The sequence below is a fragment of the Streptomyces sp. enrichment culture genome (genome assembly GCF_964272895.1).
Lineage (GTDB): Bacteria > Actinomycetota > Actinomycetes > Streptomycetales > Streptomycetaceae > Streptomyces.
The window spans coordinates 3,061,469-3,081,039 of sequence record NZ_OZ186832.1 but is presented as its reverse complement, the minus strand read 5'-3'; the positions used below and the strand labels follow the sequence as shown (position 1 = coordinate 3,081,039).

20 protein-coding genes are annotated in these 19,571 nt (G+C 72.1%); 12 read left to right on the top strand and 8 right to left on the bottom strand.

Annotated elements, in window-relative coordinates; genetic code table 11:
- Positions 1–29: 29 nt before the first annotated feature.
- Genes ACSU6M_RS13915 through ACSU6M_RS13905 form a run of 3 tightly spaced genes read left to right on the top strand, consistent with a single transcriptional unit; the run spans position 30 to position 3,236 of the window.
- Positions 30–869, top strand: a complete 840-nt coding sequence (locus ACSU6M_RS13915; RefSeq protein WP_437070000.1) for a hypothetical protein — start codon at positions 30–32, stop codon at positions 867–869.
- Positions 870–915: 46 nt separating this feature from the next.
- Positions 916–1,902: a hypothetical protein gene (locus ACSU6M_RS13910; RefSeq protein WP_437075127.1), complete on the top strand. Its 987-nt coding sequence runs from the start codon at positions 916–918 to the stop codon at positions 1,900–1,902.
- Positions 1,899–3,236, top strand: coding sequence for a hypothetical protein (locus ACSU6M_RS13905; protein WP_437069998.1), 1,338 nt, complete (start codon positions 1,899–1,901; stop codon positions 3,234–3,236). Before ACSU6M_RS13910 ends, ACSU6M_RS13905 begins: the two co-directional genes overlap by 4 nt.
- 100 nt (positions 3,237–3,336) lie before the next feature.
- On the opposite strand, the gene ACSU6M_RS13900 is transcribed toward ACSU6M_RS13905, so the two are convergent.
- On the bottom strand, positions 3,337–4,848 hold the full coding sequence (locus ACSU6M_RS13900) for a peptide MFS transporter (RefSeq protein ID WP_437069996.1): 1,512 nt from the start codon (positions 4,846–4,848) through the stop codon (positions 3,337–3,339).
- A gap of 517 nt (positions 4,849–5,365) precedes the next feature.
- Between ACSU6M_RS13900 and ACSU6M_RS13895 the strand changes: the two genes are divergently transcribed.
- Both ACSU6M_RS13895 and ACSU6M_RS13890 read left to right on the top strand, forming a co-directional pair.
- Positions 5,366–6,043 (top strand): response regulator transcription factor, encoded by a 678-nt coding sequence (locus tag ACSU6M_RS13895; RefSeq protein WP_086169818.1) that lies wholly within the window; start codon positions 5,366–5,368, stop codon positions 6,041–6,043.
- Positions 6,044–6,083: 40 nt separating this feature from the next.
- Positions 6,084–7,352, top strand: coding sequence for an ATP-binding protein (locus ACSU6M_RS13890; RefSeq protein ID WP_437069993.1), 1,269 nt, complete (start codon positions 6,084–6,086; stop codon positions 7,350–7,352).
- 6 nt (positions 7,353–7,358) lie between these two features.
- Here the strand turns inward: ACSU6M_RS13890 and ACSU6M_RS13885 are convergent, their stop codons facing one another.
- Positions 7,359–7,880, bottom strand: coding sequence for a GtrA family protein (locus ACSU6M_RS13885; RefSeq protein ID WP_437069991.1), 522 nt, complete (start codon positions 7,878–7,880; stop codon positions 7,359–7,361).
- Between the two features lie 123 nt (positions 7,881–8,003).
- Between ACSU6M_RS13885 and ACSU6M_RS13880 the strand changes: the two genes are divergently transcribed.
- The 3 genes from ACSU6M_RS13880 to ACSU6M_RS13870 are packed head-to-tail and all read left to right on the top strand — an operon-like array spanning position 8,004 to position 10,869.
- Entirely contained in the window at positions 8,004–9,164 is a 1,161-nt protein-coding gene (locus tag ACSU6M_RS13880) for a 5-(carboxyamino)imidazole ribonucleotide synthase (RefSeq protein ID WP_437069989.1), read from the top strand.
- A complete protein-coding gene (gene purE / locus ACSU6M_RS13875) occupies positions 9,161–9,682 on the top strand; it encodes a 5-(carboxyamino)imidazole ribonucleotide mutase (RefSeq protein ID WP_437069987.1) in 522 nt (173 codons plus the stop codon). Before ACSU6M_RS13880 ends, purE begins: the two co-directional genes overlap by 4 nt.
- Positions 9,679–10,869: a dipeptidase gene (locus tag ACSU6M_RS13870; protein ID WP_437069985.1), complete on the top strand. Its 1,191-nt coding sequence runs from the start codon at positions 9,679–9,681 to the stop codon at positions 10,867–10,869. Before purE ends, ACSU6M_RS13870 begins: the two co-directional genes overlap by 4 nt.
- On the opposite strand, the gene ACSU6M_RS13865 is transcribed toward ACSU6M_RS13870, so the two are convergent.
- On the bottom strand, positions 10,818–11,948 hold the full coding sequence (locus tag ACSU6M_RS13865; RefSeq protein ID WP_437069983.1) for an alkene reductase: 1,131 nt from the start codon (positions 11,946–11,948) through the stop codon (positions 10,818–10,820). The genes ACSU6M_RS13870 and ACSU6M_RS13865 overlap by 52 nt on opposite strands.
- A 62-nt stretch (positions 11,949–12,010) precedes the next feature.
- Here ACSU6M_RS13865 and ACSU6M_RS13860 point away from each other — a divergent pair, with 62 nt between their 5' ends.
- Positions 12,011–12,370 (top strand): MerR family transcriptional regulator, encoded by a 360-nt coding sequence (locus tag ACSU6M_RS13860; protein ID WP_437069981.1) that lies wholly within the window; start codon positions 12,011–12,013, stop codon positions 12,368–12,370.
- Positions 12,371–12,923: 553 nt separating this feature from the next.
- A complete protein-coding gene (locus ACSU6M_RS13855) occupies positions 12,924–13,994 on the top strand; it encodes a dipeptidase (protein ID WP_437069979.1) in 1,071 nt (356 codons plus the stop codon).
- 12 nt (positions 13,995–14,006) lie between these two features.
- Here ACSU6M_RS13855 and ACSU6M_RS13850 read toward each other — a convergent pair whose 3' ends face one another.
- Positions 14,007–14,366 carry a VOC family protein gene (locus ACSU6M_RS13850; protein ID WP_437069977.1) on the bottom strand — a complete coding sequence of 120 codons (360 nt, stop codon included), beginning with the start codon at positions 14,364–14,366 and terminating at the stop codon, positions 14,007–14,009.
- A 117-nt stretch (positions 14,367–14,483) separates the two neighbouring features.
- Here ACSU6M_RS13850 and ACSU6M_RS13845 point away from each other — a divergent pair, with 117 nt between their 5' ends.
- Positions 14,484–14,984, top strand: coding sequence for a CGNR zinc finger domain-containing protein (locus ACSU6M_RS13845; protein ID WP_437069975.1), 501 nt, complete (start codon positions 14,484–14,486; stop codon positions 14,982–14,984).
- Positions 14,985–15,141: 157 nt separating this feature from the next.
- Here the strand turns inward: ACSU6M_RS13845 and ACSU6M_RS13840 are convergent, their stop codons facing one another.
- On the bottom strand, positions 15,142–16,485 hold the full coding sequence (locus ACSU6M_RS13840; RefSeq protein ID WP_437069974.1) for a UDP-glucose dehydrogenase family protein: 1,344 nt from the start codon (positions 16,483–16,485) through the stop codon (positions 15,142–15,144).
- Between the two features lie 203 nt (positions 16,486–16,688).
- Between ACSU6M_RS13840 and ACSU6M_RS13835 the strand changes: the two genes are divergently transcribed.
- Entirely contained in the window at positions 16,689–17,846 is a 1,158-nt protein-coding gene (locus tag ACSU6M_RS13835) for an acyl-CoA dehydrogenase (RefSeq protein WP_437069972.1), read from the top strand.
- Positions 17,847–17,910: 64 nt separating this feature from the next.
- On the opposite strand, the gene ACSU6M_RS13830 is transcribed toward ACSU6M_RS13835, so the two are convergent.
- Genes ACSU6M_RS13830 through ACSU6M_RS13820 form a run of 3 tightly spaced genes read right to left on the bottom strand, consistent with a single transcriptional unit; the run spans position 17,911 to position 19,570 of the window.
- The gene (locus ACSU6M_RS13830; RefSeq protein WP_437069970.1) at positions 17,911–18,456 is read right to left on the bottom strand and encodes a DUF6879 family protein; all 546 of its coding nucleotides are present in this window, start codon (positions 18,454–18,456) and stop codon (positions 17,911–17,913) included.
- Positions 18,437–19,078 (bottom strand): DUF5753 domain-containing protein, encoded by a 642-nt coding sequence (locus ACSU6M_RS13825; protein ID WP_437069968.1) that lies wholly within the window; start codon positions 19,076–19,078, stop codon positions 18,437–18,439. Before ACSU6M_RS13825 ends, ACSU6M_RS13830 begins: the two co-directional genes overlap by 20 nt.
- Positions 19,079–19,102: 24 nt before the next feature.
- Positions 19,103–19,570 carry a hypothetical protein gene (locus ACSU6M_RS13820; RefSeq protein WP_437069966.1) on the bottom strand — a complete coding sequence of 156 codons (468 nt, stop codon included), beginning with the start codon at positions 19,568–19,570 and terminating at the stop codon, positions 19,103–19,105.
- Position 19,571 lies beyond the last annotated feature (1 nt).

The following is a 19,571-nucleotide window of genomic DNA, read 5'->3' as shown; positions in this document are numbered from 1 at the left end:
TCCCGGACGCACCAGCGCTGGAGCCGCCGATGCCGTACGCCGTACGCCTCCTGCCCCCGACCCTCTCGCTGCTCGCCCTCGCCCTCGCCCTGGCCGCCCCGGCCGTCTCGGCGGCCGAGGGCAGGTCCGCCGCCCCCGTCCCGGCCGCCGACGGCTGGTCCGCCGCGCCCTCGGGCGGTGGCCGCCCGTCCGTCTACGCCGAGGGCGTTCCGGGAGCCGTCCTCCAGGACACCCTGTCCGTCACCAACCGGGGTGCCGGACCGGTGACGGTACGGCTCACCGGCACCGGCGTCCCGCTCGCCTTCGCCGACCGGAGGGTCAGGGTGCCCGCCCGTACCCGTGCCGACGTGCCCTTCACCGTGGCCGTCCCGCCCGGCGCGGCCCCCGGCGACCGCACCGGCACGATCACCGTCCGGGACGGCGCCGGGCGCACGGCGAGCGTGGCGGTGCTGCTGAGGATCGGCGGGCCCCGGCTGTCCGCGCTGACCGTCGAGCAGGTCGCCGTGGGCGCGGACGGGATCACGTACGAGCTGGTCAACCGCGGGACGACCACCCTGGTGCCGCGGCTCGCGGTGCGCGCGCAGGGGCTGCTGGGGCCGGTCCTCGACCGGGCGCCGCGCACGCTGCCCGTCGAGCTGCCGCCCGGCCGCCGGATGCGGCTGACCGAGCCGTGGCCGGGGCGGCCGGCGCTGGACGCGGTGGAGGTGCGGCTGACCGTCACCGCGGCGGGCGGTGCCCGGGACACCGCGAGCGTGACGGCGCGGTTCGTGCCGTGGCCGGCCGCGTCGGCGGGGGCCGGGGGAGTGCTGGCGGCCGGTGCTCTGCTCGTCGTCCGCAGGCGCAGGTCCCGCGGGGCCGGGGGGTGTTGAGGTGAGAGGCCGACTGGTGGCGTGGGTGCTGGCCGCCTCCCTGCTGATGCCCGGCGCGGAGGCGGCGGAGCGGCCCGTCGTGGAGGTGTCCGAGGCGCAGGCGGGCACGGGGGGTTCGGTCACCGTCTCCGGGAGCGGCTGGCGGGCGCGCACGCTGCTGATGATCCTGGTCTGCGGCCGGTCCGTGCCCTCGCGCGGGGTGGTGGGCGGCACCAACTCCTGTGCCAACGCCGACGGCCGGGCCGTCACCACGGACGCCGAGGGGCGCTTCGAGCGGCGGCTGCCGGTGGCCGAGCCGCCGGTGCCGTGCCCCTGCGTGGTGCACGTGGCCACCGTGACCGGCCCGAAGGCGCAGGCCGACGTGGTCTTCCAGGTCGCCGGGCACCCCGTCGAGCCGTTGCCGCCGGAGTCCGGGGGCGGACGGCTGGCGGTCCTCACCGACACCCGCCTCGACGGGTCGAGCGGCCTGCTGACGTGGTTCGGCGCGCCGCCCGCCCGCACGCTGGTCTTCACGGTCGGCAATGTGGGCACGACGGCCGTACGGGACCCGGTGTTCCAGGTCGGCACCTCCCACGGTGTGTTCGCCCCGCAGTGGGAGGAGCGGCAGTGGCGCGGCACGATCCGACCGGGCCGCCGGGCGCGGGTGGAACTGCCCGTGGAGCTCGCCGCCGGGGCGCACGGCGACTACAGCGTCTCGCTGAAGTACGGCGGCAAGGTGATGGCCGAACAGCCCTGGGCGGTGGGCCGCCCCTGGGGCGTGACCCTGTTCTGGGTCCTGCTCTGCCTGGTCGTGCCGGCCGCGCTGTTCCGCGCCGGGATGGCCGTGGTGGACCGGGTACGGCCGCACGGCGGCGCGCGTCGGCGGGGGCCGCTGCTGTCCGTGCCCGCCCTGCACCTGTCCCCGCCGAGGCGGCCGGCGCCGCCCCCGGAGCCGGCGCGGCCGGCCCTGCCGTGGTTCACGCCGGACGCCGGTCCCGGCGCACTCTCCGCACCGCACGACGACGATCCCGCTACCAGGAAGGGAAGCACGTGAAGGAGCGAAGGAGAGGCACACGGGCCGCGGGGCGCGGTATCGCCCTGGTGGCCGGGGCGGGCGTCGTGCTCGCCCTGGCCGCCGTCCCCGCGCGGGCCGCGGAGGTCTCGTACGCCACCGAGTGCGTGCCGCCGGCCATCTCGGGGCTGCCTCCGGTGCACGGCACCAGCAAGGTGGAGATCACCGCCCCGGCGACCGCGAAGGTGGGCGAGCCGGTCGAGGTGGTGTGGAGGTTCGTCCAGGCCGCCTCCAAGAACCCCGACCTGATCGATCTGCCCGCGGACTCGGTGCAGCCGAGCGGCGTCCTGAAGGTGTCCGGGGCGCAGACCGCGGACCTGGCGATGCGGGGGCCGCGCAAGAACCCGCCCATCCCCAAGGGCGGGGCCATGGTGCTGCCCGACATGAAGGGCACCCTCACGCCGACGGCCCCCGGCGAACTGAGGCTCACCCCGGACGCGTACACCATCAACGCCATGTCGACGGACACCAGGTGCACCCCAAAGGAGCCGGTGGGCGCGGCCGCGACGATCACGGTGACGGCGGGCGGCGGCACCACGACCCCACCCCCGACCACGACCCCACCCCCGACCACGACCCCGCCCCCCGCCACGACCCCGCCCCCGGCGACCACCCCGCCCCCCACGACGGCGCGGCCGTCCGGTCCGAGCGCCCCCGCCTCCGACGTCAAGGGCAAGGAGGTCCAGGTCCCCTACGCCTGCAAGACGCCCATCGGCGACCGTGAGGCGACCTCGCCGGTCCAGATCGACGCCAAGCGGGACGGGGCGGACTTCGACCTCACGGTGCGCTTCAAGAAGTCCGTGATGGACAGCCCCGCGACCATCCCCGAGGACTCGGTCAAGCCGTCGATGGAGGTCGTGCTGGGCGGCGCCGACCGCGGCACCGTCCGTGTCGAGGGCCCCACCAACAAGGAGGAGATCAAGGCGGGCGACCCCATAGAGATCCCGGACCTGACCGGCACGTACAAGCCGGGTGCGAGCGGCGAGTCCACGCTGTCCCCGGGCGTCCTCACGATCGAGGCGCTCGGTACGACGACGACCTGCACCCCGAGGAGGACGGAGGTCTCCCTCACCCTCGACACCACGGCCCAGCCCGGCGGAGCGGCGGGCGGCGGCGGCTCGGGATCCGCGACGGGCGGCTCGGGTTCCTCCACAGGCGGCACGGCGAGCGGCGGCGGCCTCGCCGACACCGGCGCGGACGGCCACGGCACCCTGAAGGCCCTCGGCCTGGTGGCCGGGACGGCGGTCCTGCTGGGCGGCGCGGTGTTCACCTTCCTGCCGGGACGGCCGGGACGGCCGGGGCGGAGGCTCAGGTGACCCGCCTCTGAGGCGCCAGGAACCGCGCACAGCCCTGAGAAGCGACGGGGCCGCCGGGATCCACCTGGATCCCGGCGGCCCCGCCGGCTCGCGCGGCGCGCTAGCGCACGTCGCCCATCAGCGCGCGGATCTTGCGGCCCGCCGTCATGAAGGCGAGCCCCGCCGCGACGGCGATGATCGCCCACAGCGTGTAGTAGACGGCGTCGCCCAGCGGCGCGTTCAGCTTGGTGGTCCAGCCGTTGAGGGCGTTGCCCGTCGCGGTGGCCAGGAACCACAGACCCATGATCTGGCCCACGAACTGCTTCGGCGCCAGCTTCGTCGACAGCGACAGGCCGACCGGCGACAGGCACATCTCACCGATGGTCTGCACCAGGTAGACGCTCAGCAGCCAGAAGACGGTGACCTTGCCGGTCTCGCTGTTCGCGGCGGCGGCGCCGGCCAGGCCCATGATGCCGAAGGAGCCACCGATGAGGAGCATCGCCAGGGCGAACTTCATCGGCGTGCTGGGCTCACGGTTGCGCTGGGCCAGCTTCACCCACAGGGCGGCGAAGAGCGGGGCCAGCACGATGACCATGGCCGGGTTCACCGACTGGTACCAGGAGGCCGGGAACTCCCAGCCGGCGATCACGCGGTCGGTCTTGCCGTCGGCGAAGATCGTCAGCAGCGAGCCGGACTGGTCGTAGATCATCCAGAACAGCACGGCGGTGGCGAAGAACCACACGAACGCCTGGATCTTCGGCTTGTCCTGGCTGGTCAGGGCGGGGTTGCGGTACATCGCCACGAAGTAGACGACCGGGACGACGATGCCGAGGACCGCCAGCGCGTTCACGACGTGCTCGATGTCGTACGTACCCAGCGCCACGTCCAGGAGCAGCGCGGCGACGGCGATGCCGCCCCACAGCGCGGCCTTGCGCAGCACGGCCCGCTTCTCCTCCGGGGTGGCCGGGGTGCCGGGCTCCTTGCCGATGTCACCGAGGTGACGGCCGCCGAGGACGTACTGGACGACGGCGAGGGTCATGCCGACACCGGCGACACCGAAGCCGAGGTGCCAGTTGACGTGCTCACCGAGGTAGCCGACCACCAGCGGGGCGACCATGGCGCCGACGTTGATCGCCATGTAGAACATCGTGAAGCCGGCGTCGCGGCGGGCGCTGGACTGGCCCTCGTAGAGGCCGCCGACCATCGCGGAGATGTTCGGCTTCAGCAGGCCGGTGCCGACCGCGATCAGGCCCAGGCCGAGGAAGAAGAAGGCGTCCGAGGGGATCGCCAGGGTGAAGTGGCCGAGCGCGATGACGATGCCGCCGACCAGCACGGCCTTGCGGGCGCCCCAGAGCCGGTCGGCGACCCAGCCGCCCGGCATGGCGGCCATGTAGACGACCGCGTTGTAGACGCCGTAGATCGATGCGGCCAGGGCCTGCCGGTCCTCCAGGGGGCCGTCGAGGACGGCCGCGGCCAGGTAGAGGGTGAGGATGGCGCGCATTCCGTACCAGGAAAAGCGCTCCCACATCTCCGTCATGAAGAGGGTGGCCATACCGCGGGGGTGGCCGAAGAAGGTCTTCTCGGAACCGGGGGTGCCCGGTCGGGCCGAGTCCTTCGTCAGGCTGGACGCCATGGGTCGTTCCTTGCTGGTCGGGACGCGCGGTGGAGCGTTGCGCGCCCTGTGGGGGGCCGGCACCGGCGCGTCGGGCCGTCCGCCCCACGCCCGGGGGAGGTGCCGCCCCGGATCACGGAGCGGCGGACGGCGACCACCGGGATCCACGCCTCGGCGCGCGTCGCGCGTGAGGCCCGGCCACAGGTCATTCCTTTCGAGGCCGGCGAGGGCCGGCCCGCACACAAAAGAGACCTTCGGCGTCGAACGGCCGCCAAAGGTCCCCGTGGTGCTACAGGCGTTGAATCACCATACGGCAGTGCAGTGCCGGATATGGAAGGACTTGAGAGATGGATCACAGGTGATCAAGGAACCGCAGGGGTTGTTTCCTGTGTGATCACTAGGATCGCATCCCTGAATCATAGGTTCATCATGCATGCATGTATCGGGTGTACCGGACTTTCCGGATGACTGGGACGGTAGGAATCCGGAGGGCGTGATCCCACCTCGGCGCCGCTGCGGGGCGGACTACCATCAGGTCATGACCCGTGTACTGCTCGCCGAGGACGACGCGTCCATCTCGGAACCCCTGGCCCGCGCGCTGCGCCGGGAAGGGTACGAGGTCGAGGTCCGCGAGGACGGCCCCACCGCGCTGGACGCGGGCATCCAGGGCGGAGTCGATCTGGTCGTCCTGGACCTGGGCCTGCCCGGCATGGACGGTCTGGAGGTCGCCCGCCGGCTGCGTGCCGAGGGTCACACCGTGCCGATCCTGATCCTCACCGCCCGCGCGGACGAGGTGGACACGGTCGTCGGCCTGGACGCCGGCGCCGACGACTACGTCACCAAGCCGTTCCGCCTCGCCGAGCTGCTCGCCCGGGTCCGGGCCCTGCTGCGGCGCGGCTCCGCGGAGCCCCAGCAGCCGCCGGCCACCCACGGGGTGCGCATCGACGTCGAGTCGCACCGGGCGTGGATGGGCGAGGAGGAGCTCCAGCTCACCGCCAAGGAGTTCGACCTGCTGCGGGTGCTGGTGCGCGACGCGGGCCGGGTCGTCACCCGCGACCAGCTGATGCGCGAGGTCTGGGACACCACCTGGTGGTCCTCGACCAAGACGCTCGACATGCACATCTCGTGGCTGCGCAAGAAGCTCGGCGACGACGCGGCGAACCCCCGGTACATCGCCACGGTCCGGGGCGTCGGCTTCCGTTTCGAGAAGAGCTGAGCCCGGCGGGCCGTACGGGCTCCGGCACAGGTAGAGGGACATGCGCCGCCGACTGATCCAGTCCACGCTCGCCGTGGTGCTCGTCGTCATCGCCGTCTTCGGCGTCTCCCTGGTGATCGTCGAGACCCGGACGATCAGCACCACGGCCCAGGAGCGGGTGAACTCCGAGGCCGTGCGGCTCGCCGGGATCGTCGACGGGCGGATCCTCGGACGGGAGCAGATCACCGCGGAGGTGCTGCGCGAACAGGTCGGCGACGACCGGTACGCCGTCGTCCGCATCCCCGGCAAGGCGCCGATCGAGATCGGCGAGAAGCCCGAGGGCGAGGTCATCGAGTACACCGCCACCGGCGAGGAGCGCGAGACGGTCACCGTCCAGGAGCCGCGCTCGGCCATCACCCGCGAGGTCGGCCGCACCCTGCTGATCATCGGCGCGGTGGCCCTGCTCGCGGTGATCGCCGCGGTGGCCCTCGCCCTGCGCCAGGCGAACCGGCTCGCCTCCCCGCTCACCGACCTCGCCGAGACCGCCGAACGCCTGGGCTCCGGCGACCCCCGGCCGCGCCACAAGCGCTACGGCGTCCCCGAGCTGGACCGGGTCGCCGATGTGCTGGACGCCTCCGCCGAGCGCATCGCCCGGATGCTCACCGCCGAGCGGCGCCTGGCCGCCGACGCCTCCCACCAGCTGCGCACCCCGCTGACCGCGCTGTCGATGCGGCTGGAGGAGATCACCCTCACCGACGACCCGGCGACGGTGAAGGAGGAGGCGACCATCGCGCTCAGCCAGGTGGAACGCCTCACGGACGTCGTGGAACGGCTGCTGACCAACTCCCGCGACCCGCGCAACGGCTCCGCCGTCACCTTCGACCTCGACGAGGTCATCCAGCAGCAGCTCGCCGAGTGGCGCCCCGCCTACCGCAGCGCCGGCCGGGCCATCGTCAGCTCCGGCAAGCGGCACCTGGAGGCGGTGGGCACACCGGGCGCGGTGGCGCAGGTGCTGGCGGCGCTGATCGAGAACTCCCTCATGCACGGCGGCGGCACGGTCGCCCTGCGCACCCGTGTCACCGGCAACCAGGCCGTCATCGAGGTCACCGACGAGGGCCCCGGCGTCCCGGCCGACCTCGGCGCGCGCATCTTCGAGCGGGCCATCAGCGGCCGCAACTCCACCGGCATCGGCCTCGCCGTCGCCCGCGACCTCGCCGAGGCCGACGGCGGCCGCCTGGAGATGCTCCAGGCCCAGCCCCCGGTCTTCGGCCTCTTCCTGTCCCGCACCACCCCGCGCAAGCCGCAGGACGGTTCGCCCACCGTGCGCTGAGGCGGCTCAGACCCGCTGCCCGACCCGCTGCCCGGACGGCCGCACCGGTTCGGCGGCGGGCGCCTGCGGAGGCAGCGCCTTGAAGACCCAGGTGCGGTAGGACCAGAACCGGAAGAGCGTCGCGACGCCGATGCCGAGGAACTTGAAGATGTTGCTCTGCAGCGGGCTGTCCCAGCCGAACCCGTACGTCGCCGCGTAGAGCACACCGTTCTCGATGACCAGCCCGATGGCGCTGAACACGACGAACAGCGTCATCTCACGGGTGCGGCCGCTCTTGTCACGGTCACGGTAGGTGAAGTACCGGAACCCGACGTAGTTGAAGACGATGGCCACCACCGTGGCGATGACACTGGCCCGCACCACCTGCAGGTCGGTGACACTGCGCACCAGGTTGAACACGCCGAGGTTCACGAGGAGGCCGGCACCGCCCACCGCGCCGAACTTGGCGACCTCACGGACGAGCCGGTCGACGCGCATCCGCAAGGCGCTGGGCTGCGCGGAGCGAAGCCCCGAGGAACCACGTTCCATGTGAAGAAGGCCCCGTCCGTCGGAAATCGTCAACTCCTCATGCTAACCACCCCCCATTCGTGATCGCTTACGGACGGGAGGAGCTGAATCCGGCCATCCTCCGGGGGCCGATACCCTGGGAGCGTGACGTTCCCGGTAGTCGGCATGGTCGGCGGGGGCCAGCTCGCTCGTATGACACACGAGTCGGGCATCCCGCTGGGCATCAGGTTCAAGCTTCTCAGTGACACCCCTCAGGATTCCGCGGCGCAGGTCGTGAGCGATGTCGTCATCGGCGACTACCGCGATCTCGACACGCTGCGCGAGTTCGCGCGCGGGTGCGATGTGATCACCTTCGATCACGAACACGTTCCCACCGAGCATCTGCGGGCCCTGGAGGCGGACGGCATCCCCGTGCGCCCCGGCCCCGACGCGCTGGTGCACGCCCAGGACAAGGGGGTGATGCGCGCCAGGCTCGTGGAGATCGGTGTGCCGTGTCCACGGCACCGGATCGTGAGCGATCCCGCCGATGTGGCGGCGTTCGCGGCCGAAGGACTCCCCGAAGGAGCCGAGGGGGACGGCTTCCCCGTCGTCCTCAAGACCGTCCGCGGCGGCTACGACGGCAAGGGCGTGTGGGTCGTCGACTCCGTCGAGGAGGCCGAGGACCCCTTCCGCGCCGGTGTGCCCGTGCTCGCCGAGGAGAAGGTCGACTTCGTGCGCGAGCTCGCCGCCAACGTGGTGCGCTCCCCGCACGGCCAGGCGGTCGCCTACCCGGTGGTGGAGTCCCGCCAGGTCAACGGCGTCTGCGACACGGTCATCGCCCCGGCGCCCGACCTGGACGAGGCCCTGGCGCTGAAGGCCGAGCAGATGGCCCTGACCATCGCCAAGGAACTGGGCGTCGTCGGCCACCTCGCCGTCGAGCTGTTCCAGACCCGCGACGGCCGCATCCTCGTCAACGAGCTGGCGATGCGCCCGCACAACTCCGGGCACTGGACCATGGACGGCGCGATCACCAGCCAGTTCGCCAACCACCTCCGCGCGGTCCTCGACCTCCCGCTCGGCGACCCGCGCCCGCGGGCGACGTGGACGGTCATGGCCAACGTCCTCGGCGGCGACTTCCCCGACATGTACTCCGCGTACCTGCACTGCATGGCCCGCGACCCCCAGCTGAAGATCCACATGTACGGCAAGGACGTGAAGCCCGGACGTAAGGTCGGTCACGTCAACACCTACGGCGACGACCTGGCCGACGTGCTGGAGCGCGCCCGCCACGCGGCCGACTACCTGAGAGGCACGATCACCGAATGAGCCCCGTTGTTGGCATCGTCATGGGTTCGGACTCCGACTGGCCGGTCATGGAGGCCGCCGCCAAGGCCCTCGACGAGTTCGAGATCCCCTACGAGGTCGACGTCGTCTCCGCGCACCGCATGCCGCGCGAGATGGTCGCCTACGGCGAGCAGGCCGCCGACCGCGGCCTGAAGGTGATCATCGCCGGGGCGGGTGGCGCCGCCCACCTGCCCGGCATGCTCGCCTCCGTCACCCCGCTGCCGGTGATCGGCGTGCCCGTGCCGCTGAAGTACCTCGACGGCATGGACTCCCTGCTGTCCATCGTGCAGATGCCGGCCGGTGTGCCCGTCGCGACCGTGTCCGTCGGCGGGGCCCGCAACGCCGGTCTGCTGGCCGCCCGCATCCTCGCCGCGCACGACGAGGACCTGCTCGCGAAGATGCGCGACTTCCAGCAGGACCTCAACGACCAGGCCACCGAGAAGGGCAAGCGGCTGCGCGCCAAGGTCGAGGGGTCCAACGGCTTCGGCTTCGGGAAGTGACGCCCGTGACCTCCTCCCTGGAGGCCGCCCGGGAACTCCTCGCCGAGTTCCCGGTCGTCGACGGCCACAACGACCTGCCGTGGGCGCTGCGCGAGCAGGTCCGCTACGACCTCGCCGCCCGCGACATCTCCGTACGGCAGGACGGGCATCTGCACACCGACCTGCCGCGGCTGCGCGAGGGCGGGGTCGGCGCGCAGTACTGGTCGGTCTATGTGCGGACCGACCTGCCCGAGCCGGTCGCGGCGACGCTGGAGCAGATCGACTGTGTACGGCAGCTGATCGAGCGCCATCCGCGGGAGCTGCGGGCCGCGCTGACGGCCGCGGACCTCCAGGCGGCGCGGGCGGAGGGCCGTATCGCCTCCCTGATGGGCGCCGAGGGCGGGCACTCCATCGCCAACTCGCTCGGCACCCTGCGCGGTCTGTACGCGCTCGGCGTGCGGTATCTGACGCTCACCCACAACGACAACGTGGACTGGGCGGACTCCGCGACCGACGAGCCGAGGGCGGGCGGACTCACCGCGTTCGGCCGTGAGGTGGTCCGGGAGATGAACCGGCTCGGCATGCTCGTCGACCTCTCCCATGTGGCGGCGACGACCATGCGGGACGCGCTGGACACCTCCACCGCGCCGGTGATCTTCTCGCACTCCTCCTCCCGCGCGGTCTGCGACCACCCGCGCAACATCCCCGACGACGTCCTGGAGCGGCTGCCCGCCAACGGCGGCATCGCGATGGTGACGTTCGTGCCGAAGTTCGTGCTCCAGGCGGCGGTCGACTGGACGGCCGCCGCCGACGACAACATGCGCGCCCACGGCTTCCACCACCTCGACACCACCCCCGAGGCGATGAAGGTGCACCGCGCCTTCGAGGAGGCCCACCCGCGCCCGGTCGCCACGGTGTCCACGGTCGCCGACCACCTCGACCACATGCGCGAGGTCGCCGGCATCGACCACCTCGGCATCGGCGGCGACTACGACGGCACGGCCTTCACCCCCGAGGGCCTGAACGACGTCTCCGGCTACCCCCGGCTGATCGCCGAGCTGCTGGACCGCGGCTGGTCGAGGTCCGATCTGGCCAAGCTGACCTGGCAGAACGCGGTACGGGTGCTGGGCGCGGCGGAGGACGTAGCGCGTGGCCTTCAGGCGACGCGGGCGCCGTCGAACGCGACGATCGAGTCGCTGGACGGCTGAGGGGCCTCGGCGAGGGTGGGGTAGTCGTTGTAGCCGGCCGCCCCGCCCACGTACATGAAGTACCGGTCCCGGACCGGGTTGAGCGGCGCGTTCCGGCGCAGCCGCTCGACCAGGTCCGGGTTGGCGAGGAAGGGGCGCCCGAGGGCGACCAGGTCCGCGCCGGCGGCCAGCATCCGCTCCGAGCCCTCGCGCACGGCCCGCGTGGTCAGGTCCGTCAGGACCGGGTTGCCGATCAGGGTGCCCGGCCACTCCCGGCGCAGCCGCCGGAACAGCGCGCTGTCCGGGTCCGCCCACACCAGGTGCAGATACGCAATGCCCTTCAGCCGCTCGACGAGCGCGGGGTACAGCTCCTGCGTCTCCCCCTCCTGGATGCCGTTCACGGTGTTGCCGGGGGAGACCCGGATGCCCACCCGCTCGGCGCCGATCGCGTCGGCCACCGCCTCGGTCACCTCCACCGCGAAGCGCACCCGGCGCTCGACCGAGCCGCCGTAGGCGTCGGTGCGGTGGTTGGTGTTGGCCGCCAGGAACTGGTGCAGCAGCATGCCGTTGGCCGAGTGCACCTCCACGCCCTCGAAACCGGCGTCCACGGCCCGGCGCGCGGCGGTGGCGAAGTCGGCGACGGTGGCGCGGATGTCGTCCGCGGTCATCTCGCGCGGCACGGCGGCCGGCCGGTGCCCGCCCGGTGTGAAGATCGTCTCCGGCAGCGGGACGGCGGAGGCGGAGACGGGGGTCAGTCCCGTCGTCGCCGGGTGGCTGACCCGGCCGCCGTGCTGGAGCTGCAGGAACATCCGCCCGCCGGCCGCCCGGACCGCGTCGGTGACCCGCCGCCAGCCGGCCTGGTGCCGGTCGGTGTGCAGGGCGGTGATGTCGGGATACGTCTGCCCGACCGCGTTGGGCGTGGTCCCCTCGGCGATGATCAGCCCGGCCGACGCCCGCTGGGCGTAGTGGGTGACCATCAGGTCGCTCGGGGTGCCGTCCGCCGCCGCGCGGTTGCGGGTCAGCGGGGCCATGACGAGGTGGTTGGGGAGGGTGAGGCGGCCGAGCCGGGCCGGGGCGAGGAAGTCCGTTGTCTGCGTCATGCCGAGAAGGTAGAACTTGACACCGGTGTCAGATTCAAGCCCTCTTTCCGGTGGAGGCGGACATGCGGATCGGCGAACTGGCCCGGCGCACGGGCGTCAGCGAGCGCTCCCTGCGCTACTACGAGACCCAGGGGCTGCTGCGCAGCGACCGCACCCCCGGCGGGCACCGCGACTACCCGGAGGCGGCCGTCGACCGGGTCATCCGCATCCAGGAGCTGTACGCGGCCGGCCTGCACAGCGACAAGATCCGGCAGCTGCTGCCCTGCATGCGGGACGCCGACGGCGGGCCTTCCACACGGGCCACGCCCCGGCTGGTCGCCGACCTCACCGTCGAGCGCGAGCGCATCGACCGGATGATCGCCGACCTGATGCGGTCACGGGAGACGCTGGACGAGGTGATCCGGACGGCGGGCGGGGGCTGAGGCGGGGCGAGCGGGGCGAGCGGGGTGGCCGGGCGGGGGGCTGACGCGGGGCGAGCGGGGTGGCCGGGCGGGGACTGACGCGGGGGCGAGCGGAGTGGCCGGGCGAGGGCTGACGTACCCCGCCCGCGGTGACCGGCGTACCCCCGAACGCCTCGCCCACCAGGAAACGCCCCCGCCCTCCGTGCGACGGTGACCGTACTCACGACGTACGGAGACCGCCATGGCCGACCTCCAGGACGACCTGCACGCCGGCACCAGGCTCGGCGAGCCGCCCCTCGCGGAGCCCACGGGGGACTTGGAGCCCTTGGGCCCTTCCCAGCCTTCCGGGTCCCCGGGGCCCTCGGGACCCGCGGACGCAGGGGAGGGTTCCGCCACGGAGGCGGGGCGGGGTTCGCCGGGGGACGTACGGGAGGGTGCCCCGGCGGACGTACTGGACCCTGACGCACTGGACGGCCGTGGCGCACTGGACGGCCCAGACGTACTGGAAGGCCCAGACGTACTGGACGGCTCTGACGTACCAGAAGGCCCTGGCGTACTGGAAGGCCCTGGCGTCTTGCAAGGCCCATCCCCGGACGCCCCCGAAGACTCCGCGGACGCGACCGCGCCCGAGGGCCCGCCGGACCCCCTGCGGCGCGCGCGCACCCTCCTCGCCGAGCACCCCGTCGCCGACGGCTACAGCGGGCTCCCGTGGGCGCTGCGGCACCTGCCCTGGTACGACCTCCAGCTCGGCGAGAGCGCGGTGGACACCGATGTGCCGCGGCTGCGCGAGGGCCGGGTCGGCGCGCTGTTCTGGGCGCTGCACCTGCCCGAGGGGCTCGCCGCCGACCGGGCCGTGGGCGCCACCCTGGAACAGCTGGACCTGGTGCGCACGGTGACCGTCAGCCATCCGGAGGGCCTGCGCCTGGCCCATACCGCCGGACAGGTCATCGACGCCCGCAACTGCGGCCGTGTCGCCGTGCTGGTCGGCCCCGCCGCGGCCGCCGCACTGGACGACTCGATCGGCATCCTGCGCGTGCTGCACAGCCTCGGACTGCGGGTGCTCACGCTCACCGGCACCTCCTGGGCCAGCGAGGCCGGGCTGACCCGGTTCGGCGAGGAGGTGGTGCGCGAGATGAACCGGCTCGGGGTGATCGCCGACCTCTCCGGCGCCTCCGAGGCGACCGTCGCCCGCACCCTCGCCGTGTCCCGGACGCCGGTCATGTGCACCCGGTCCGCCGCCCGTGCCCTGCGTCCCCACCCGGCCAACCTGCCCGACGATCTGCTCGCCGAGCTGGGCGCGGCCGGCGGCCTGTGCATGGTGCCGCTGACCGCCGAGCAGACGGGGCCGACGGTACGGGACGTCGCCGACCACCTCGACCATGTGCGGGCCGTCGCCGGCGCCGGCAGCGTGGGCCTGTCCGGCACCTACGACTCCGGTACCGCCCACCCCCAGGACCTGCCCGACGCCTCCGGCTACCCGCGCCTGATCGCCGAGCTGCTGCGCCGCGGCTGGTCCGAGGCCGACCTCGCCCTGCTGACCTGGGGCAACGTCCAGCGCGTCCTGCGCACCGCCGACTTCACCGCCCGCGCCGCCCAGCAGCGCCGCGAGCCGTCCACGGCCCGGATCGCCGAGCTGGACGGCTGACCTCCGCGGTTCTCAGCAGGCGCACAGACAGAACGGGTGCCCGGCCGGGTCGGCGTACACCCGCCAGCCGCGCGAGCGGTCCTCGGTGTCCAGCGGACGGGCACCGAGCGCCAGCACCTCCTTCTCGGCCGCGTCCAGGTCCTCGACGTTCAGGTCGAGGTGGAACTGCTGCGAGTGGTCGGCGGCCGGCCACGCGGGCGGCACGTATCCCGGTGCCGCCTGGAACGCCAGCGACTGCCCGCCCGGCACCTTCAGGTCCACCCACTCGCCCTCACCCTCGACGCTGCCGCCCAGGACACCGGCGTAGAAACCGGCGAGCGCGGCGGGGTCGGGACAGTCCAGGACGACGACACCCAGCTTGGCGACGGCCATGACTCCTCCTCGGGAATACGGGGTTACCGCTAGACGCTGGTAACCGGTAACCGTTACCCCATGCTCCCCCATTGGCGGTAACGTCGCAAGGGAGAAGCGGGGAGGTAGCGTGCAGCCATGAGCGAGAGATCACCCGCGCCCGGCGGCCTCGCCCTGATCGAGTCCCTGGTCAACACCCTGGACATCGAGTCGGGCGCCGACGCCCTCGACACGGCGGACGGCCGGGCGCGTCTCGGGCTCACCGAGGAGGACCTGCCCCGCGCCCGCGAACTGCGCGAGTCCCTGCGCGCCGCGCTCCTCGCCCACGCCGGGCACCCCCCGCACCGCCAGGTCACCCCGCTCGGCACCCTCCTCGGGGCGGCCCCCCTGCTGGTCGCGGTCGACGACAGCGACGGTTCCGCCCGCCTCGCCCCCGCCGACGACGGCCCCCTGCTCTCCCGCGTGGCCGCCGCCGTCGCCGAGGCACTGGTCGCCGGCACCTGGATTCGCCTCAAGGCGTGCGAGGCGCCCACCTGCCACTGGGCGTACTACGACCGCAGCCCCGCCGGACGCGGTCGCTGGTGCTCGATGCAGGTGTGCGGGGCCCGCGCCAAGATGCGCCGCTATCGCGCGAAATAGCGAGTCGCCCTGCCGGAGGACGTATCTGCGGCAGAATGCGAGAAGACGCCGGTTCGGCCGACTGAGCCTCGGCCGAACCGGCGTCGCCAGTTCTCGTGTGCGTGCACGCCTACGCGCGTACGGCTGTGCGCGTACGGCTGTGCGCCGCGTACGGCGATCAGGCCGCCGGACGCCCCATCGCCCGGTACGTCCACCCGGCCCGCCGCCATACCTCCGGATCCAGCGCGTTGCGCCCGTCGAGGAGCACCCGCTCCTTCACGGCCTCGCCCAGCGCCTCCGGGTCCAGCTCGCGGAACTCCCGCCACTCCGTCAGATGCAGTACGACGTCCGCGCCGCGCACGGCCTCCAGCGCACTGTCGGCGTAGCCCAGCGTGGGGAACAGCCGGCGGGCGTTGGCCATGCCCTTCGGGTCGTACACCGTGACCTGGCCGCCCTGGAGGTGGATCTGCCCGGCGACGTTCAGCGCGGGGGAGTCCCGTACGTCGTCCGAGTCCGGCTTGAAGGTCGCGCCGAGCACCGCCACGCGCCGGCCCAGGAAGGAGCCGCCGCCGAGGGCCTCGCGGGCCATCTCCACCATCTGGCCGCGCCGGCGCATGTTGATCGAGTCGATCTCGCGCAGGAACGTCAGCGCCTGGTCCGCGCCCAGCTCGCCGGCGCGCGCCATGAACGCCCGGATGTCCTTCGGCAGACAGCCGCCGCCGAAGCCGATGCCGGCCCGCAGGAACTTGGCGCCGATCCGGTCGTCGTACCCGATGGCCTCCGCGAGCTTCGCCACATCGGCGCCCGCGGCCTCGCACACCTCGGCCATCGCGTTGATGAAGGAGATCTTCGTCGCGAGGAAGGAGTTCGCGGCGGTCTTCACCAGCTCGGCCGTCGGGAAGTCGGTGACCACGAACGGCGAGCCGTCGCCGATCGGTGTGGCGTACACCTCGCGCAGCAGCTTCTCCGCGCGCTCACTGCGCACGCCGACCACGATGCGGTCGGGGTGCAGGGTGTCCTGCACGGCGAAGCCCTCGCGCAGGAACTCCGGGTTCCAGGCCACCTCGGCGTCCGCCCCGGCGGGCGCGTGCTCGGCGAGGTAGGCGGCCAGCCGCTCGGCGGAGCCGACCGGGACGGTCGACTTGCCGACGACGAGGGCGGGGCCCTTCAGATGCGGGGCGAGCGAGGCGAAGGCGGCGTCGACGTACGACATGTCGGCCGCGTACTCGCCGTGCCGCTGCGGGGTGTTCACACAGACGAAGTGGACGTCACCGAAGGCGCCCGCCTCGGCGTAGTCGGTGGTGAACCGCAGCCGCCCGGAGGACCCCTCGATCCCGGCCACATGCCGGCGCAGCAGCTCCTCCAGCCCCGGCTCGTACATCGGCACCCGGCCCTGCCGCAGCAGGTCGATCTTCTCCTCGACGACATCGAGCCCGAGCACCTCGAAACCCAGCTCCGCCATGGCGGCTGCGTGGGTGGCGCCGAGATAACCGGTGCCGATCACGGTGATCTTCAGGGCCATGGACGCTCCAGAGGTGTGCCGAAGGTGATGCGCTGCCCGAGCATATCCGGGGCGCGCGGGCACTCCTCCGCGGGCACTTTCTCCCTGCTCTTCCCGGCTGTCGCCTAGCTCACGTATCACTGAAGTGAGCGGGGGCACTAAAATTTGGGTTACTTAACGGTAATTAGCGTCAGCACCACAGCGTCTTTGGAGCGTGAGTGACCTTGGCCGGATCGGCTGACTTCGACCTGTACCGCCCGTCCGAGGAGCACGACATGCTCCGCGACGCCGTCCGCTCCCTGGCCGAGGCGAAGATCGCGCCGTACGCCGCCGCGGTGGACGAGGAGGCGCGCTTCCCGCAGGAGGCGCTGGACGCGCTGGTCGCCAGCGACCTGCACGCCGTCCACGTACCGGAGACGTACGGCGGCGCGGGCGCGGACGCCCTCGCCACGGTGATCGTGATCGAGGAGGTGGCGCGCGTGTGCTGCTCCTCCTCCCTGATCCCCGCGGTGAACAAGCTGGGCTCGCTCCCGGTGATCCTCTCCGGCTCCGAGGAGCTGAAGAAGAAGTACATGACCCCGCTCGCCAAGGGCGACGCGATGTTCTCGTACTGCCTCTCCGAGCCGGACGCGGGCTCCGACGCGGCCGGCATGAAGACGAAGGCGGTCCGCGACGGCGACCACTACGTCCTCAACGGCGTCAAGCGCTGGATCACCAACGCGGGCGTGTCCGAGTACTACACGGTGATGGCCGTCACGGACCCGACGAAGCGCAGCAAGGGCATCTCCGCCTTCGTCGTCGAGAAGTCCGACGAGGGCGTCTCCTTCGGCGCCCCCGAGAAGAAGCTCGGCATCAAGGGCTCCCCGACCCGCGAGGTCTACTTCGACAACGTCCGCATCCCCGCCGACCGCATGATCGGCGAGGAGGGCACGGGCTTCGCCACCGCGATGAAGACCCTGGACCACACCCGCATCACCATCGCCGCCCAGGCCCTCGGCGTCGCCCAGGGCGCACTGGACTACGCCAAGGGCTACGTCCAGGAGCGCAAGCAGTTCGGCAAGCCCATCGCCGACTTCCAGGGCATCCAGTTCATGCTCGCCGACATGTCCATGAAGATCTCGGCGGCCCGCGCCCTGACCTACCAGGCGGCAGCCGCCTCCGAGCGTGGCGACGCGGACCTCACGTACCTGGGCGCGGCGGCCAAGTGCTTCGCCTCCGACGTGGCCATGGAGGTCACCACGGACGCGGTCCAGCTCCTCGGCGGCTACGGCTACACCCGTGACTACCCGGTCGAGCGCATGATGCGCGACGCCAAGATCACCCAGATTTATGAAGGCACGAACCAGGTCCAGCGCATCGTGATGGCGCGCAACCTCCCGTAACGGCTCCGCTCAGGGAAAGCCCCGGCCACCACCCCAGCGGGCCGGGGCTTCGCCGTCCTCGCCGTCAGATTTCGAGGGCCTTCGCGTACTCCTCGAAGGGCACGGAAGCCGCCAGCGCGATGCGCCGCCATTCCAGGTACGGGGTGATGTCGCCCGTGATCAGCTCACGATTGATCTGCGTGCCGTCGGGGCGGTAGTTGAGCTCGACGACGGTCGTCTCGTCGAACATCCAGAAGTCCTGCTCGGGCAGTCCGGGATTCGGCCGATCGGTCAGGTCGATGATGCGGTAGTCCTCCCCGGCGGCGACGTTCGTGGGCACTGCCCAGGAGAAGAGATACCGGCTGTACGGCGTGAGCGGCCGCCGCACGATCTTGGCGCGGGTCATCGTCCGCCCCGCTTCCACGTGCCCCTTGATGATCCCGTGCCACCTGGCATTGAAGCCCTCGGGCATCGGTTCCCCCGCCTTGAAGGCACTGAAGGTCGTGTTCTCGCCGGGCATGGTGTACGTCTGGTGCGTTTCGAGCCGGAAGGCGGACCGCTGGAAGTCCCGGAAGTACGCCTTCCATTCGTCGCCGTCCAGGTACACAGGTTCAGCCTCGGGGTCGGGCACGGTCAGCCTCCGTCCGGTGCGCCCTGTTCCAGAAGGCCAGGGCTTTGCCGATCAGTTCCTTGGCGGCGCCGCCGTACGACGCCGCCTCGCTCACGGCGTCGAACGCCTTGTGATGGAGGGCGATCTCGACCGGGTCGGTGATGTCCACGCCTGAGGAGACGAGTTCGTAGTGGACGCGGCCTCCCTCGAACATGTTGAAGCCCGGCATCGGGAGCACCCCCGTCTCGGCGGTGGCAGGCAGGATCCCCAGGTTGAGTGAGGGAAGCTCGATGTCACGGAGGAGCCGTTCCATCTGCTCGGCCATCACCTCGGGTCCCCCGATGTTCGTGTACAGGGCCTGTTCGCCGAGGATCACGTCGTAGCGGTGCTCGCCGTCATGGAGAACCTGCTGGCGCTCCATGCGCTTCGCGACCCCGGCCGGCACGTCGTCCGGGACACCGAGAAAGTCGACGACCTGGCGGAGGACCACGGTCGCGTACGCCTCGGTCTGGAGCGTGCCCCAGATCATGCCGGGAACGTACGCCTTGCCGTGCCGGGTCTCCCGGTACCAGCGGATCACCTCATCCTGAATGTCCTCAGTACCGGTGGACAGCCGCTGTCGCCACGGCATCGGGATCGTCACTGATCTCCTCCTCTGGTAGCCAACTCACCTTACTGGGCAAGGGAGTTCGGGATTCGAGCGGTTCGGGGAGCATGTCACCACCGCGAGCGACAGATACGACGGACGTTCGAGATAGAGGCCGAGGGAGACGTCGCCTCCCGATCCCAGCCTCGCCGCCGCGGAGTCGACCAGCGAGGCAATGCGGACGACATCGCGGTCCCTCTCGGAGGTGAACCGGTGCGCGTACTCGGCCAGGCACTCGCCGAGCCAGGCCGCTGCTTCCTTGGCCTCGTCCCAGGTGCCACGGATCAGCGAACGGGGCTTGACGAGCCAGTACGCCGTCTCGATCGGGGGCAGGTCCGAGACGGGGAACTCCGCCGCGACCTCCCGGTAGCGCTGGGCCAGCTCCGGCTTGCTGCCGGGGGGAGGCGGCTCGGGGTGCGGGGGCCGCCGTAACGCTTCCTGGTCGAAGCGCTCCTTCGGTCCGGTCCACAGATAGCCGTGATGGTGCACA